At 70.7% G+C, this 13,291-nt stretch carries 12 protein-coding genes; 5 read left to right on the forward strand and 7 right to left on the reverse strand.

Annotated features, from left to right (window positions below; genetic code table 11):
* The first annotated feature begins 35 nt into the window (after nucleotides 1-35).
* A complete protein-coding gene (locus SMIR_RS30235) occupies nucleotides 36-1,085 on the forward strand; it encodes a zinc-dependent alcohol dehydrogenase family protein (protein WP_075026128.1) in 1,050 nt (349 codons plus the stop codon).
* On the opposite strand, the gene SMIR_RS30240 is transcribed toward SMIR_RS30235, so the two are convergent.
* From SMIR_RS30240 to SMIR_RS30255, 4 genes are all read right to left on the reverse strand, one after another.
* On the reverse strand, nucleotides 1,080-2,141 hold the full coding sequence (locus tag SMIR_RS30240) for a CopD family protein (RefSeq protein ID WP_168490346.1): 1,062 nt from the start codon (nucleotides 2,139-2,141) through the stop codon (nucleotides 1,080-1,082). The two genes, SMIR_RS30235 and SMIR_RS30240, sit on opposite strands and share 6 nt — an antisense overlap.
* Before the next feature lie 144 nt (nucleotides 2,142-2,285).
* Entirely contained in the window at nucleotides 2,286-3,668 is a 1,383-nt protein-coding gene (locus SMIR_RS30245) for a CoA transferase (RefSeq protein ID WP_168490345.1), read from the reverse strand.
* A gap of 79 nt (nucleotides 3,669-3,747) precedes the next feature.
* Nucleotides 3,748-5,292: a S8 family peptidase gene (locus tag SMIR_RS30250; RefSeq protein WP_168490344.1), complete on the reverse strand. Its 1,545-nt coding sequence runs from the start codon at nucleotides 5,290-5,292 to the stop codon at nucleotides 3,748-3,750.
* Between the two features lie 70 nt (nucleotides 5,293-5,362).
* Nucleotides 5,363-6,889: a S8 family serine peptidase gene (locus tag SMIR_RS30255; protein ID WP_168490343.1), complete on the reverse strand. Its 1,527-nt coding sequence runs from the start codon at nucleotides 6,887-6,889 to the stop codon at nucleotides 5,363-5,365.
* A 416-nt stretch (nucleotides 6,890-7,305) separates the two neighbouring features.
* Between SMIR_RS30255 and SMIR_RS30260 the strand changes: the two genes are divergently transcribed.
* The 3 genes from SMIR_RS30260 (at nucleotide 7,306) to moaA (ending at nucleotide 10,418) form a co-directional block, all read left to right on the forward strand.
* On the forward strand, nucleotides 7,306-7,662 hold the full coding sequence (locus tag SMIR_RS30260; RefSeq protein WP_054232238.1) for a DUF485 domain-containing protein: 357 nt from the start codon (nucleotides 7,306-7,308) through the stop codon (nucleotides 7,660-7,662).
* A complete protein-coding gene (locus SMIR_RS30265) occupies nucleotides 7,659-9,284 on the forward strand; it encodes a monocarboxylic acid transporter (RefSeq protein ID WP_168490342.1) in 1,626 nt (541 codons plus the stop codon). The genes SMIR_RS30260 and SMIR_RS30265 overlap by 4 nt, the downstream gene beginning before the upstream one ends.
* A gap of 144 nt (nucleotides 9,285-9,428) precedes the next feature.
* Nucleotides 9,429-10,418, forward strand: a complete 990-nt coding sequence (moaA, locus tag SMIR_RS30270) for a GTP 3',8-cyclase MoaA (protein WP_168490341.1) — start codon at nucleotides 9,429-9,431, stop codon at nucleotides 10,416-10,418.
* A gap of 96 nt (nucleotides 10,419-10,514) precedes the next feature.
* Here the strand turns inward: moaA and SMIR_RS30275 are convergent, their stop codons facing one another.
* Nucleotides 10,515-10,736, reverse strand: a complete 222-nt coding sequence (locus SMIR_RS30275) for a hypothetical protein (protein ID WP_101405928.1) — start codon at nucleotides 10,734-10,736, stop codon at nucleotides 10,515-10,517.
* 232 nt (nucleotides 10,737-10,968) lie between these two features.
* Nucleotides 10,969-11,376 carry a DUF3099 domain-containing protein gene (locus tag SMIR_RS30280; protein WP_168490340.1) on the reverse strand — a complete coding sequence of 136 codons (408 nt, stop codon included), beginning with the start codon at nucleotides 11,374-11,376 and terminating at the stop codon, nucleotides 10,969-10,971.
* A 247-nt stretch (nucleotides 11,377-11,623) separates the two neighbouring features.
* Here SMIR_RS30280 and SMIR_RS30285 point away from each other — a divergent pair, with 247 nt between their 5' ends.
* Nucleotides 11,624-11,899, forward strand: a complete 276-nt coding sequence (locus SMIR_RS30285) for a GlsB/YeaQ/YmgE family stress response membrane protein (RefSeq protein ID WP_067364569.1) — start codon at nucleotides 11,624-11,626, stop codon at nucleotides 11,897-11,899.
* Between the two features lie 96 nt (nucleotides 11,900-11,995).
* Here the strand turns inward: SMIR_RS30285 and tyrS are convergent, their stop codons facing one another.
* Entirely contained in the window at nucleotides 11,996-13,267 is a 1,272-nt protein-coding gene (gene tyrS, locus SMIR_RS30290; protein WP_212727614.1) for a tyrosine--tRNA ligase, read from the reverse strand.
* Nucleotides 13,268-13,291 lie beyond the last annotated feature (24 nt).

The following is a 13,291-nucleotide window of genomic DNA, read 5'->3' on the forward strand; positions in this document are numbered from 1 at the left end:
CTCACCCAGCCGATCAGCCGAGAAGGATCCTCGTCATGCGCGCCACCACCATCCACGCCCCGTACGACATGCGCGTGGAGGACGTCCCCGAGCCCCTGGTGCAACTGCCCACCGACGCGGTCGTGCGGGTGCTGCGGTCCTGCATCTGCGGCAGCGACCTGTGGGCCTACCGGGGTGAGGCGGCGCGGCAGGCGGGGCAGCGGATCGGGCACGAGTTCCTCGGCATCGTCGAGGAGACCGGCTCCGAGGTGACCGGCGTGCGCCGGGGCGACCTGGTCGTCGCCCCCTTCATGTGGTCGGACGGCGTCTGCGACTACTGCCGCGAGGGCCTCACCACCTCCTGTGAGCACGGCGGCTTCTGGGGCGCGGTCGGCTACGACGGCGGTCAGGGCGAGGCCGTGCGCGTCCCCTTCGCCGACGGCACCCTCGTACAGCTGCCCAAGGAGGCGGCCTCCGACGACCACCTGCTGTCGGCCCTGCTGACGCTCTCCGACGTCATGGGCACCGGGCACCACGCGGCCCTCGGCGCGGGAGCCCGCAAGGGCGCCACCGTCGCGGTCGTCGGGGACGGCGCCGTCGGACTCTGCGCCGTGCTGGCCGCCAAGCGGCTCGGCGCCGAGCGGATCATCGCGCTCGGACGTCACCAGGCACGTACGGACATCGCGCGCGCCTTCGGCGCCACGGACGTCGTCGCCGAACGCGGCGAGGCGGCCGTCGAGGCCGTCCGCGAGCTGACCCGCGGCCAGGGCGCGCACGCCGTCGTGGAGGCGGTCGGCACCGAGCAGTCCATGCGGACGGCCGTGAACATCACCCGCGACGGCGGCGCCATCGGCTTCGTCGGCGTGCCGCACGGCAGTGGCACGGGCCTCGACCTGGGCGTGATGTTCGACCGGAACATCGCGCTGCGCGGCGGTGTGGCGCCGGTGCGGGCGTACATCCCGGAGCTGCTGCCCGACATCCTGGACGGCACCATCGACCCGTCGCCCGTCTTCGACATGACCGTCGGTCTGGAAGGCGTGCCCGAGGGCTACAAGGCGATGGACGAGCGCACCGCCCTCAAGGTGCTCGTCACCAACGGCTCATGACCACCTGATCGGCAGCGGCAGCGCCGTCAGCAGCCCCGACACCGCCACGACCAGGCCCAGCGCCACCACCTCCGCGCGAGCGGGCACACAGGCACTGAGCCGGTCGGCGGCCCGGCGCAGCCGCAGCCGCGCGAGCAGCGCCAGCACGGCGACGGCGGCCACCAGCACCAGCTTGGCGAGCAGGGTGCGCCCGTACGACGTCGCCGTCAGCTGGTCCAGGACCGTGCCGGGCGGCATCCGGCGCAGCGCGCTCCACACGCCCGTCGCGGTGAGCGCCGCGAACAGGACGGCGGCCACGCGCGCGTAGAGGCCCAGAAGCGCCGCGCCTGCCGCGTCCGCCGAAACCGCCGTCTCGGCCCTCTCCGCCGTCTCCGCCTTCGAAGAGGCGCGCCAGGTGCGCAGCATCCGCAGCACATGCAGCAGTCCGCCCGTCCACAGGGCCGCGCAGGTCACGTGAACGAGCGTCAGACCGGAGCCGACGAGCGGGCCGTGCTCCGGCGCAGGGTGGGCGCGCAGTGCCTCCGCGAGGGCCACCGCGGCCAGCGGCCACGCCTGGGCGGCCGGTCTCCGTGAGAAGGCGCAGAGCCCGGCGGCCAGGAACGCGTTCACCTCCAGGAGCGCGAGCTTTCCGTCCCGGGTCTGGTAGAGCCCGCCGACATCCATGTCGGAGAGGTGGTGCGGCAGCAGATTGCCGGTGGCCACCACCGAGGCGAGCCCCAGCGCGGCGACGAACCCGGCCACCGCGGCGTGGGGCGCCCAGCTGCGAGGCGCGTACTCCAGTGGCGCGCCCGGCACCCGGCGGGCCAGCCGGGCCGCGAACAGTTCGCCCGCGGGGACGCACAGCGCCGTGAACAAGACCGCGCGCAGCAGGGCGATGCCGCCGACGCCGGGGGCGGCCGCCTCGCCGGTGCCGTCCAGCGCGGGGCGCGGGCCGAGCAGCGGGATCAGGGCGGCCACGGCCACCAGGACGAGCAGGGCGGCGGCGCGTCCGGCCACGGGGCGCCGCGCCGGAGCACTCGCGCCCGCTGTCTCGGCTGTCGGTCGTATCAAGGTCACCCCAGGATCTTCACCAGTCGGCACAGAACCGGGCAAGTGCAGGGAAACAAGCGGCGGTTAGGCATTCCGCCCATAGATACGTTTCCGGCCGACCCCTCGCTCACGCCCGACGGGCGCGGTCGTCTCCCGAAGTGACCCGGGGGCTCAGGCCCACCGGGCCGGGTCCGTCCCCCAACGTCCCGGCGGCCGTGCCCAGTCGGGGGGCCCGTCGGCGAAGGAGACGGGCGACCGTGCGTACCGGAGCCTGCCCAGGTCGCTGTCGGTCTCGGCGAGCCAGGAGCCCGGTTCGTACGAGGCGTCGGCGGGCTCCTCGTCCCGGTGCGCCGGCCCGTCCACCAGCCACGCGGCCGTCCGTGCGAGCGCCAGCCGGACGAGCCGCGTCCCGCCCTCCCGGGTCTGCTCGGTGAGCGACCGGAGCACCGCGGCGGCCAGCAGATACCCCGTGCCGTGGTCGAGGGCCTGCGCGGGCAGCGCGCCCGGCCGCTCGGCGGACCCCTCGATCTCCGCGATCCCGGTGGCGACCTGCACCAGGCTGTCGAAGCCCCGCCGCCCGGACCACGGCCCGTAGTCGCCCCACGCCGACAACTGCGCCACCACCAGACCGGGCCGCCGCTCGGCCAGTGCCCGCGGGGAGAGCCCGAACCGGTCCAGTGCGCCGGGCCGGTACCCGGTGACGACGACATCGGCCTCGGCGAGCAGCTCCTCGAAGGCCGTGTGATCCCCGCGCGCCGCCAGGTCGAGCGTGGCGGAACGCTTCCCGAAGTCCATGTCGGCGTGCTGGTCGTCGATTTCGGGCAGGCGCGGGCTGTCGATCCGCAGGACGTCCGCGCCGAGGAGGGCGAGCGTGCGGGTGGCCACCGGGCCCGCGATGACCCGGGTGAGGTCCAGCACGCGTACGCCCGCGGCGGGCAGCAGCGGATCCCCGGCGAGCGGGGCGAGCGGTCGTACGGGTGCCGTGTCCAGTCGCTCGCGGGCCACCAGCGGGTGTGCGGCGATCGCCCGCCCCTGTGGGTGCGCCGCCCACTGACCGGGCGTGCGCAGGGCGATCGCGAGCCCGCCGGCCGCGTACACCGTCTCCTCCACCTCGATGGCCGGTCGCTCGGCGAACACCTCGGCGAGTACCTCGGTGAGGGAGCCCCGGTCCTCCGGTACACCCAGCGCGCCCAGCAGCCGCTTTTGATGGTGCGGATAGTTCGCGTGGGTGCGGACCCAGCCGTCCGCCGTCCGCCAGAACCGGGACAGCGGGGCGAAGTTGACCGGCTCACTCCCGTCGACGCGCAGGTGCCGCTCACTGTGGAAGGCGGTGGCGACAGCCCCGTCGTCGACCCGCACCTCGGGCACCTTCCCTCCGGTGCGGCCGGCGGTCAGCTCGGCCCCGGCGAGGGCGCAGACCGCGACACACGCCCGGGCCATCCCCCGCACCGGCAGCCGTGAGGGCAGCACGCCCTCCCGTGCGACGGCCGAGATCCGTGAGACGAGTGCGGGGTCGCCGCCCAGAGCCGCCCACGCGAAGTCCGTATGAGTCATGACGGCACTATGCCGGGTGTACTGGATCAACATGGCGGGAGGGGCCGGGGTGCGCGCCCGGCCCCTCCCGCTCACAGGGCTACTTCGTGACCGCCTTCAACGCGTTGACGGTGCCCCAGCCGTAGAACCCGTTGTGGTTCTTCGTGCCCTCGCACACCGCGTCGACCTTGCCGTCGCCGTCGATGTCGTACGGGTCGGTGCACGGTGTGGCGTCGGCCTCCGCGTACAGCAGTGCCTTCACCAGGGCGGCGGAGGCGTGCGGGTGGGTCGACTTGATGAGGGCGGCGACACCGGCGACGTGCGGGGACGCCATCGACGTGCCGGCCATGTACCCCCACGTGCCGCCGGGCAGCGGGCCGAGGATCAGGCCGCTGGTGGCGGGCGGGGCCGGGGTCTGGTAGCGCGTCGAGTCGCCGCCGGGCGCGGCGACGTCGATGACGCCCAGGCCGTGGTTGGAGAAGGACGACTTGATGCCCTTGGCGCCCGTCGCGGCCACGGTGACCACACCCGGCAGCTGGGTGGGGATGTCGTAGCACTTGGAGGGGTCGATCACCCGGTCCGAGGGTGTGCCGTCGTTCGGGGAGACCGGGTCGGTGATCGAGTCGGCTGCCAGGTCGTAGTTCTCGTTGCCCGCCGCGGCGACGTTGACGGTGCCCTTGTGCTCCGCGTACCGCGAGGCGCGGGTGATCGCGTCGACCAGGGCCTTCTGGTCCGGGTCGTCCTTGCAGTTGAAGTACCAGGGGTCGGTGTAATAGCTGTTGTTGGTCACGTCGACGTGGTGCTCGGCGGCCCACACGAAACCGCAGACGACGGCCTCGGTGTAGAAGTAGCCGGCCGTCGTGGCCACCTTGATGCCGGCGACCTTCACGCCGGGCGCGACTCCGGTGATGCCGACGCCGTTCTTGGCGGCCGCGATCTCGCCCGCGACATGCGTGCCGTGCGGGCTCTCCGCGGCGGTCGGCCGCCAAGCCCCGTCGGTGGTGTCCGGCTTGCCCGTCACACAGTTGACCGAGGCGTCGCGGTTGAAGTTCGGCGCGATGTCGGGGTGCGTGTCGTCGACACCGGTGTCGATCACGGCGACCGTCACCTTGCTGCTGCCGAGGGTCTTCTCGTGCGCCTTGTCCGCCTTGATGGCGGGCAGGTCCCACTGGAGGGACTCCAGCGGGTCCTGCCCGGCGGCGGCCGTGGCGCTCGCGGCCCGCTCCTGCGCCGCGGTGAGCACCTGGGGCGCGCCCATGTCGGTGGTCGACTGCGCGGGCAGTGGGGCGTTGCGCGTGTTGCCGGCCGACTGCACGCCGCGTACGCCGCGGATCGTCTTGGCGAAGTCGGCGTTCGAGGAGTGCACGACGATCACGCCGATCTGGTCGTACGACGTCACGATCGTGCCGCCCGCCCTGGTGATGGCCTTCTTCACGGAGGAGGAAGTGCCGTGCCCCGGGCGGACGTTGACGACATAGCTGAGGGCGGTCGCGTCCGCCGTCGTTGCCGTGGCGGTCTGCGCGGCGGAGCTGTCGGTGTCGGCCGCCGAGGCGCTGACGTTCGGCAGGAAGGCGAGGGCCGTCGCCGTGGCCATCCCGAGCGGGAGGGCTATGGCGCGACGGGAGCGCTTGCGAGGCGCGGTCATGGAGTCTCCAGTTCATTCGCGGTACGAGCGGTACGAGCCGTGCGGAAGCTCATGTGACGTCCGACCGGAGCTACTTGACCGCGCGCAGCGCGTTGACGATCCCGGCTCCGTAGAAGCCGTTCACGTGCTTGCCGCCCACGCAGGTGGCGTCCACGACGCCGTCGCCGTCCCCGTCGTACGGGGCGGTCGGGCAACCGGGGTTGTCCGCTTCGGCCTTGAGGAGCGCCTGGAGCTGGGCCGGCGAGGCCCAGGGGTACGTGGACTTCAGCAGCGCGGCCACGCCCGCGACGTGCGGCGTCGCCATCGACGTGCCCTGCAGGAAGCCGTACTGGTTGTTCGGCATCGTCGACAGGATGCGGCCGTTCTTCGACGGCGTGTCCGGGATCTGGAACTTGTCGCCGCCCGGGGCGGCGACATCGATGACGCCCTTGCCGTAACTGGAGAAGTACGACTTGGCACCGGTGACGCCGGTCGAGGCGACCGTGACGACGCCCGGCAGCTGGGTCGGTACGTCGAAGCACTTGTGCGGGTCGACCGTGCGGGTCACAGGGGTCGAGTCGTCGGGGCTGGAGGCGTCGGCGAGGGCACTCGAGTCGAGGTCGTCGTTGGAGTTGCCCGCCGCGGCGACGTTGAGGGTGCCCTTCTTCTGGGCGTACAGCTGGGCCCGGTTGACGGCGTCGACGATGGCCCTCTGGTCGGGGTCGTCGAGGCAGTTGTAGAGCCACGGGTCCACGTAGTAGCTGTTGTTGGTTATCTCCACGCCGTGGTCGGCGGCGAAGACGAAGGCGCAGACGACGCTCTCCGGATAGAAGAGCTGGCTCGCGTCCGGCTCGGCCACGGTGATGCCCGAGACCTTCACACCGGGTGCGACGCCCGCGACACCGATGCCGTTGCGGGCGGCGGCGATCTCCCCCGCGACATGGGTCCCGTGGTAGTGGTCGGCGTCCACGGGGCGCCACGCGCCGTACGTGGTGTCCGGCTTGCCGCCCACGCAGTTCGCGGACTGCGAGGGGGAGAAGTTCGGGGCGATGTCCGGGTGGGTGTCGTCGACGCCGACGTCGATCACGGCGACCGTCACGCTCTTGCTGCCCGGGTTGATCTTCGCGGCCTTGTCGGCGCCGATCGCGCGCAGGTCCCACTGGTCGGCTTCCAGGGGCTCCTCGCCCGAGGCGGCGGTCCTGGAGACCTTGGCGGCCTCGGCGGCGGACAGCATCTGCGCCGCGCCCTCGTCCGTCGTCCCCGCGGCCGTCAGCGGCGCGGTCCGGGTCGCGCCCGCCGACTGCACCCCGCGCACGGCGCGGATCCGCTTGCCGAAGTCCGGGTTGGCCGAATGGACGACGATCACGCCGATCTTCTCGTAGGCGATGACGACGGTGCCGCCCGCCGCGGTGATCGCCTTCTCCACCGACTCGATCGTGCGGTGGTCCGTCCTGGTGTTGACCACGTACGCGAGGTTGGGGCCGTCCGCGCTCGGCGTGGCGGACGCGGTCAGCGGGGCGGCCGACGCTGCGCCCGGCAGGAAGCCGAGCGAGGCGGTGAGGGACAGGACGACCGGCACCGCGAGGGCGAGGCGACGTCTGGAACGCAGATGAGCCATGGGATCTCCACATCATCCGGAAAAGAAAGCCGCCCGAACACAGGTGGTGCTCGGGCAGGTGCGTGATGGTGCTGAGGCTGGTGCGGGTGGCGCTTCGGCAGGTGCATGACGAGTACTGCAGGCCGAAGCTATCTCCCGTCCCAACTGGCCAGCAATGACTTCCGGAGATGACTTCCGAAAGAAGTCGGGGGAGTTGAACCGGTCCACGCGTGGCGCCGTGACCTTGAGCAGGGAGCCCGAGGACGATCGAGCCCCCTGTTGGATCACGCACGGAAGCAATTCCGTCGCTCCCGGTTGTGTGATCCAGGTCACTGTGAGGTCGCAACCGTATGTCCGCACCCCAGCCGTCCCCGTCCGCGAGCACCGACCCGCCCCCGTCCACCGTCGTAACCGCACCCGCAACGCGAGGAGACTTCGTGGCTACCGACGCACCGCCCCCATCGAAGGCCGATCCCCGGCTGCCCTCGACCGAGCAGTTCGTCGAGGTGCAGGAGAGCGCAGAGTTCGCCGAACTGCGCCGCTCGCACCGCTCCTTCGCCTTCCCCCTGACCGTCGCCTTCATCGCCTGGTACCTGCTGTACGTCCTGCTCTCGAACTACGCGGGCGACTTCATGGGCACCCAGGTGGTCGGCAACATCAACGTCGCCCTGGTCCTGGGGCTCGCCCAGTTCCTCACCACGTTCCTCATCGCCTGGTGGTACTCGCGGTACGCCGCCGCGAAGCTCGACCCCAAGGGCGAGGCGATCAAGTCCCGGCTGGAGGGCGACGCATGAGCCCCGTACAGACGACCGTGCTCGCCGCCGGTGAGGCCAGCCAGCACCGGCCGCTGATCATCACCCTCTTCGCGGTGTTCGTCGCCGCGACCCTCGTCATCACCGTCTGGGCGGGCCGCCAGACCAAGGACGCCGCCGACTTCTACGCGGGCGGCCGACAGTTCACCGCCTTCCAGAACGGCCTGGCCGTCTCCGGCGACTACATGTCCGCGGCCTCGTTCCTCGGCATCGCGGGCGCGATCGCCCTCTTCGGGTACGACGGCTTCCTCTACTCCATCGGCTTCCTGGTCGCCTGGCTGGTGGCCCTCCTCCTGGTCGCCGAACCGCTGCGCAACTCCGGCCGCTACACCATGGGCGACGTACTGGCGTACCGGATGCGCCAGCGCCCGGTCCGTACGGCCGCGGGCACCTCCACCATCGTCGTGTCGATCTTCTATCTGCTGGCGCAGATGGCGGGCGCGGGTGTCCTGGTCTCGCTGCTCCTCGGCATCACCAGCGACGGCGGCAAGATCGGCATCGTCGCCCTCGTCGGCGTCCTGATGATCGTGTACGTCACCATCGGCGGCATGAAGGGCACCACCTGGGTCCAGATGGTCAAGGCCGTCCTGCTGATCATCGGCGCCCTGCTGCTCACCTTCCTGGTGCTGCTGAAGTTCAACTTCAACATCTCCGACCTGCTCGGCAAGGCGGCCGACAACAGCGGCAAGGGCGCGCCCTTCCTGGAGCCCGGCCTCAAGTACGGCGCCACGTCCACCACCAAGCTGGACTTCATCTCCCTGGGCATGGCGCTGGTCCTGGGCACCGCGGGCCTGCCGCACATCCTCATCCGCTTCTACACCGTGCCCACGGCGAAGACCGCGCGGAAGTCGGTGAACTGGGCGATCGGCCTCATCGGCGCCTTCTACCTGATGACCCTCGCCCTCGGCTTCGGCGCCGCCGCGCTGATCAAACCCGACGAGATCATCGCCTCCAACAAGGCGGGCAACACCGCCGCGCCACTCCTGGCACTGCACCTGGGAGGCGTCGACTCCAACTGGGGCGCCATCCTGCTCGCCTCGATCTCCGCCGTCGCCTTCGCCACGATCCTCGCGGTCGTCGCCGGCCTGACCCTGGCCTCGTCCTCCTCCTTCGCGCACGACATCTACGCGAACGTCATCAAGAGGGGGCAGGCCACGGAGAAACAGGAGATGACCGCCGCCCGCTACGCGACGGTGGGCATCGGTGCCGTGTCCATCCTGCTGGGCGCCCTCGCCCGCGACCTGAACGTCGCGGGGCTGGTCGCGCTCGCCTTCGCGGTCGCCGCCTCCGCCAACCTGCCGACGATCCTCTACAGCCTCTTCTGGAAGCGGTTCACCACCCAGGGCGCGCTGTGGTCGATCTACGGCGGCCTGATCACGGCGGTCGGCCTGGTGCTGTTCTCGCCGGTGGTCTCGGGCAAGCCCACCTCGATGTTCCCCGGCGTCGACTTCCACTGGTTCCCGCTGGAGAACCCGGGCCTCATCTCGATCCCGGTCGGCTTCCTGCTGGGCTGGCTCGGCACGCTCCTGTCCAAGGAGGAGCCGGACGCCGGCAAGTACGCCGAGCTGGAGGTGCGGTCCCTGACGGGCACCGGAGCACACTGATCCCCCTCGCCGACGGCCGCGTCGTAGATCTCTACGATGCGGCCGCGCCGCGTCTCGTGGGATCCGGCCGGGGTTGATGTCAGCCGTGTCACGTAGGCTCGATCGTGTCAGTAGAAGTGATCCGCAACGCGGGAGGGGGCCCACGTGCTCATCGACACCTATGGCCGAGTGGCGACCGACCTGCGCGTCTCACTGACGGACAGGTGCAATCTCCGGTGTACGTACTGCATGCCCGAAGAGGGCCTGCAGTGGCTGGCCAAGCCCGACCTGCTCACGGACGACGAGATCGTCCGTCTCATCGGGATAGCGGTCACCCGCCTCGGCATCACCGAGGTCCGCTTCACCGGCGGCGAACCCCTGCTGCGCCCCGGCATCGTGGGCATCGTGGAGCGGGTCGCCGCGCTCGAACCCCACCCCCAGACGTCCCTGACGACCAACGGCATCGGCCTCAAGCGCACCGCCGCCGCCCTGAAGACCGCGGGTCTGGACCGGGTGAACGTCTCGCTGGACACCCTGCGCCCCGACGTCTTCAAGGCCCTCACCCGCCGTGACCGACACCAGGACGTCATCGCGGGTCTCGAAGCCGCCCGCGACGCCGGCCTGACCCCCGTCAAGGTCAACTGCGTCCTGATGCCGGGCCTCAATGACGACGAGGCCCCCGACCTGCTGGCCTGGGCGGTGGAGCACGACTACGAACTGCGCTTCATCGAGCAGATGCCTCTGGACGCCCAGCACGGCTGGAAGCGCGAGGGCATGGTCACCGCGGGCGACATCCTCACCTCGCTGCGTACGCGCTTCGCGCTCACCGAGGAGGGTGTCGACGAGCGGGGCTCCGCCCCGGCCGAGCGCTGGCTCGTGGACGGCGGCCCGCACCGCGTCGGCGTGATCGCCTCGGTCACCCGCCCGTTCTGCGCGGCCTGCGACCGTACGCGCCTGACGGCCGACGGCCAGATACGCAACTGCCTGTTCGCCACCGAGGAGACCGACCTGCGCACCGCGCTCCGCTCGGACGCCCCCGACGAGGAGATCGCCCGCGTCTGGCGCCTCGCGATGTGGGGCAAGAAGGCGGGCTCGGGCCTGGACGACCCGTCGTTCCTCCAGCCGGCCAGACCGATGTCGTCGATCGGCGGCTAGTAACCCCGTCGAGGTAGGCGCCCCTTCAGGGGCGCGGGGAACCGCGCGACCAGCCACAACCGGTCCGCAGTCGGCGAACTGCCTTCCGGGGCGAGCTCAGGCCCCTGGCTCCTCCCAGTCCTCCAGCCGCACCACGTCCTTCAAGAAGCCCCGCACACCGAGGAACTTGGACAGGTGCTCGCGATGCTCCTCGCAGGCGAGCCACGTCTTGCGCCGCTCGGGCGTGTGCAGCTTCGGGTTGTTCCAGGCGAGCACCCACACGGCATCGGTGCGGCAGCCCTTGGCGGAGCACTGCGGAGTGCTGGGGGCCGGGGACATGTCGGGGAGCGGGAAAGTCACGCCTCAACCCTAAACGGCCCCGAAAAGGCGACGCCGAGCAGCCACGGGGGGAGCTGCCCGGCGTCGGTCTGTCGCTCCGACGGGGGATGCGGAGCGCGTACGAAGTATGTCACGGGTAGCCCGCTGCCCGGCACCGGAACAACATGATTGATCTGAGCTTTTCTTGAGCTTGGTGCGCGATCGGATTCCGTTTTCGGCGGATCCCCCGTGGTCAGGTGAGGGTCGAGTCGGGCTCGGCCCGCTCGTGCGGCCCGCCTCCCGGACGCACCCCGGGGTCGGTCACGACGTCCTGCGGGACGGATTCCGCGGAGGCGTCCGGGCGCGGCGGCGCGATCATCGCAGGGCCGGGCAGGGTGACGAACGTCGACGGCAGCGACGGCGCGTTCTCCCGTCCGGCGTTGGCGATCACCACGGAGATGTAGGGGAGGAGTACGCCGAGCACCAGTGCGACGATCGCGACGTGCCGCTCCACGTTCCAGAGGGTCACGGCGAGGATCACGGAGACCGTGCGGACCGACATCGAGATGACATAGCGGCGCTGCCTGCCGCGGACGTCCTCGTCGAGCCCCTGCCTGGCCCCGGTGATCCGGAAGACCTGGCTTTTGCTCTGCTTCCGCATCGCGTTCCACCACCTGCCCTGTGTCGGACTCTCCCCGGCCCGTACCCGGTCCGAACCCGGTCTGGGAAGCAGGCCCGAACACGTCCCACGTTACGCCGCGGCTCCGTCGCCTTCGAGACCGGGGCGGGTCCGACCTGGGTGGACATGATGCGCCGTACCGCGTATGGCCGCGCCCGACATGCGCCGTATGGCGCACAACGCCGAGACTGGGCGTAATGCTCACGTAGAGCCGTACTAGGAGGCAGACATGGGCTGGTTGTGGGCGATCATCGTGGGCTTCGTGCTGGGGCTGCTGGCCAAGGCGATCCTTCCGGGCAAGCAGCACAGCCCACTCTGGCTGACCACCATCTTCGGCATCCTCGGAGCCATCGTCGGCAACGCGATCGCCCGGGCGGTCGGCGTCGCCGAGACCCGAGGCATCGACTGGAGCCGCCACGCCTTCCAGCTCGTGGCCGCGATCATCATCGTCTTCCTCGGCGACATGGCCTACATGGCGCTGCGGGGCAACAAGCAAAGAGCCTGACGAAAGCGTGAAGCCCGATGACGAGGTACGACGAAGGGGCGGCCTCCCGCACGGGAAACCGCCCCCTCGTCGTGTCCAGGCCTCAGCGACTCGTGTCTAGGCCTCCTCTGTGACCTCCACCGCCGCCAGGTTCTTCTTGCCCCGGCGCAGCACCAGCCAGCGCCCGTGCAGCAGGTCCTCCTTGGCGGGGACCGCGTCCTCGGTGGTGACCTTGACGTTGTTCACGTAGGCACCGCCCTCCTTGACCGTGCGGCGCGCGGCCGACTTGCTGGCCACCAGGCCGACCTCCGCGAAGAGGTCCACCACCAAGCCGAGCTCGGCGACCTGGATGTGCGGTACCTCGGAGAGCGCCGCGGCCAGCGTCCTCCCGTCGAGCTCGGTCAGCTCGCCCTGGCCGAAGAGAGCCTTGGACGCGGCGATCACCGCGGCCGTCTGGTCGGCGCCGTGCACCAGCGTCGTCAGCTCCTCGGCCAGCGCGCGCTGGGCGGCGCGGGCCTGAGGGCGCTCCTCGGTCTGCTTCTCCAGCTCCTCGATCTCTTCGTGGGACCTGAAGCTGAAAATGCGCAGGAACTTGGAGACGTCCCGGTCGTCCGCGTTCAGCCAGAACTGGTAGAACGCGTACGGCGTGGTCATCTCGGGATCCAGCCAGACCGTGCCGGACTCCGTCTTGCCGAACTTGGTGCCGTCCGCCTTGGTGATCAGCGGGGTGCCGAGCGCGTGCACCACGGCCTCCGGCTGGACCCGGTGGATCAGGTCGGTGCCCGAGGTGAGGTTGCCCCACTGGTCGCTGCCGCCGGTCTGAAGTGTGCAACCGTACCTCCGGTACAGCTCCAGGAAGTCCATGCCCTGCAGGATCTGGTAGCTGAACTCGGTGTAGCTGATGCCCGTGTCGGAGTTGAGCCGCCGGGAGACGGCCTCCTTCGCGATCATCTTGTTGACCCGGAAGTGCTTGCCCACGTCACGCAGGAACTCGATGGCCGACAGGCCCTGGGTCCAGTCCAGGTTGTTGACCATCACCGCGGCGTTCGGACCCTCGAAGTCCAGCAGCGGTGCGATCTGCGCGCGCAGCCGCCCGACCCACTCGGCGACGACCTCGGGCGAGTTCAGCGTGCGCTCGGAGTTCGGCTTCGGGTCACCGATCAGGCCGGTGGCACCGCCGACCAGGCCCAGCGGGCGGTTGCCCGCCTGCTGGATCCGGCGCATCGTGAGGATCTGCACGAGGTTGCCGAGATGCAGACTGGGCGCGGTCGGGTCGAAGCCGCAATAGAACGTGACGGGACCGTCCGCGAACGCCTTGCGCAATGCGTCCTCGTCAGTGGAGAGGGCGATCAGCCCACGCCACTGCAGTTCGTCGACGATGTCCGTCACGGTTCTCGTATCTCCTTGAGTGGT

The organism is Streptomyces mirabilis, assembly GCF_018310535.1.
Taxonomy (GTDB): Bacteria; Actinomycetota; Actinomycetes; order Streptomycetales; family Streptomycetaceae; genus Streptomyces.

Bases quoted from the DNA above. Each gene is read 5' to 3' on its own strand.
- SMIR_RS30235 (WP_075026128.1), top strand. From the start codon at position 36: ATGCGCGCCACCACCATCCACGCCCCGTACGACATGCGCGTGGAGGAC.
- SMIR_RS30245 (WP_168490345.1), bottom strand. From the start codon at position 3,668: ATGACTCATACGGACTTCGCGTGGGCGGCTCTGGGCGGCGACCCCGCA.
- SMIR_RS30250 (WP_168490344.1), bottom strand. From the start codon at position 5,292: ATGACCGCGCCTCGCAAGCGCTCCCGTCGCGCCATAGCCCTCCCGCTC.
- SMIR_RS30255 (WP_168490343.1), bottom strand. From the start codon at position 6,889: ATGGCTCATCTGCGTTCCAGACGTCGCCTCGCCCTCGCGGTGCCGGTC.
- SMIR_RS30265 (WP_168490342.1), top strand. From the start codon at position 7,659: ATGAGCCCCGTACAGACGACCGTGCTCGCCGCCGGTGAGGCCAGCCAG.
- SMIR_RS30275 (WP_101405928.1), bottom strand. From the start codon at position 10,736: ATGTCCCCGGCCCCCAGCACTCCGCAGTGCTCCGCCAAGGGCTGCCGC.
- SMIR_RS30280 (WP_168490340.1), bottom strand. From the start codon at position 11,376: ATGCGGAAGCAGAGCAAAAGCCAGGTCTTCCGGATCACCGGGGCCAGG.
- SMIR_RS30285 (WP_067364569.1), top strand. From the start codon at position 11,624: ATGGGCTGGTTGTGGGCGATCATCGTGGGCTTCGTGCTGGGGCTGCTG.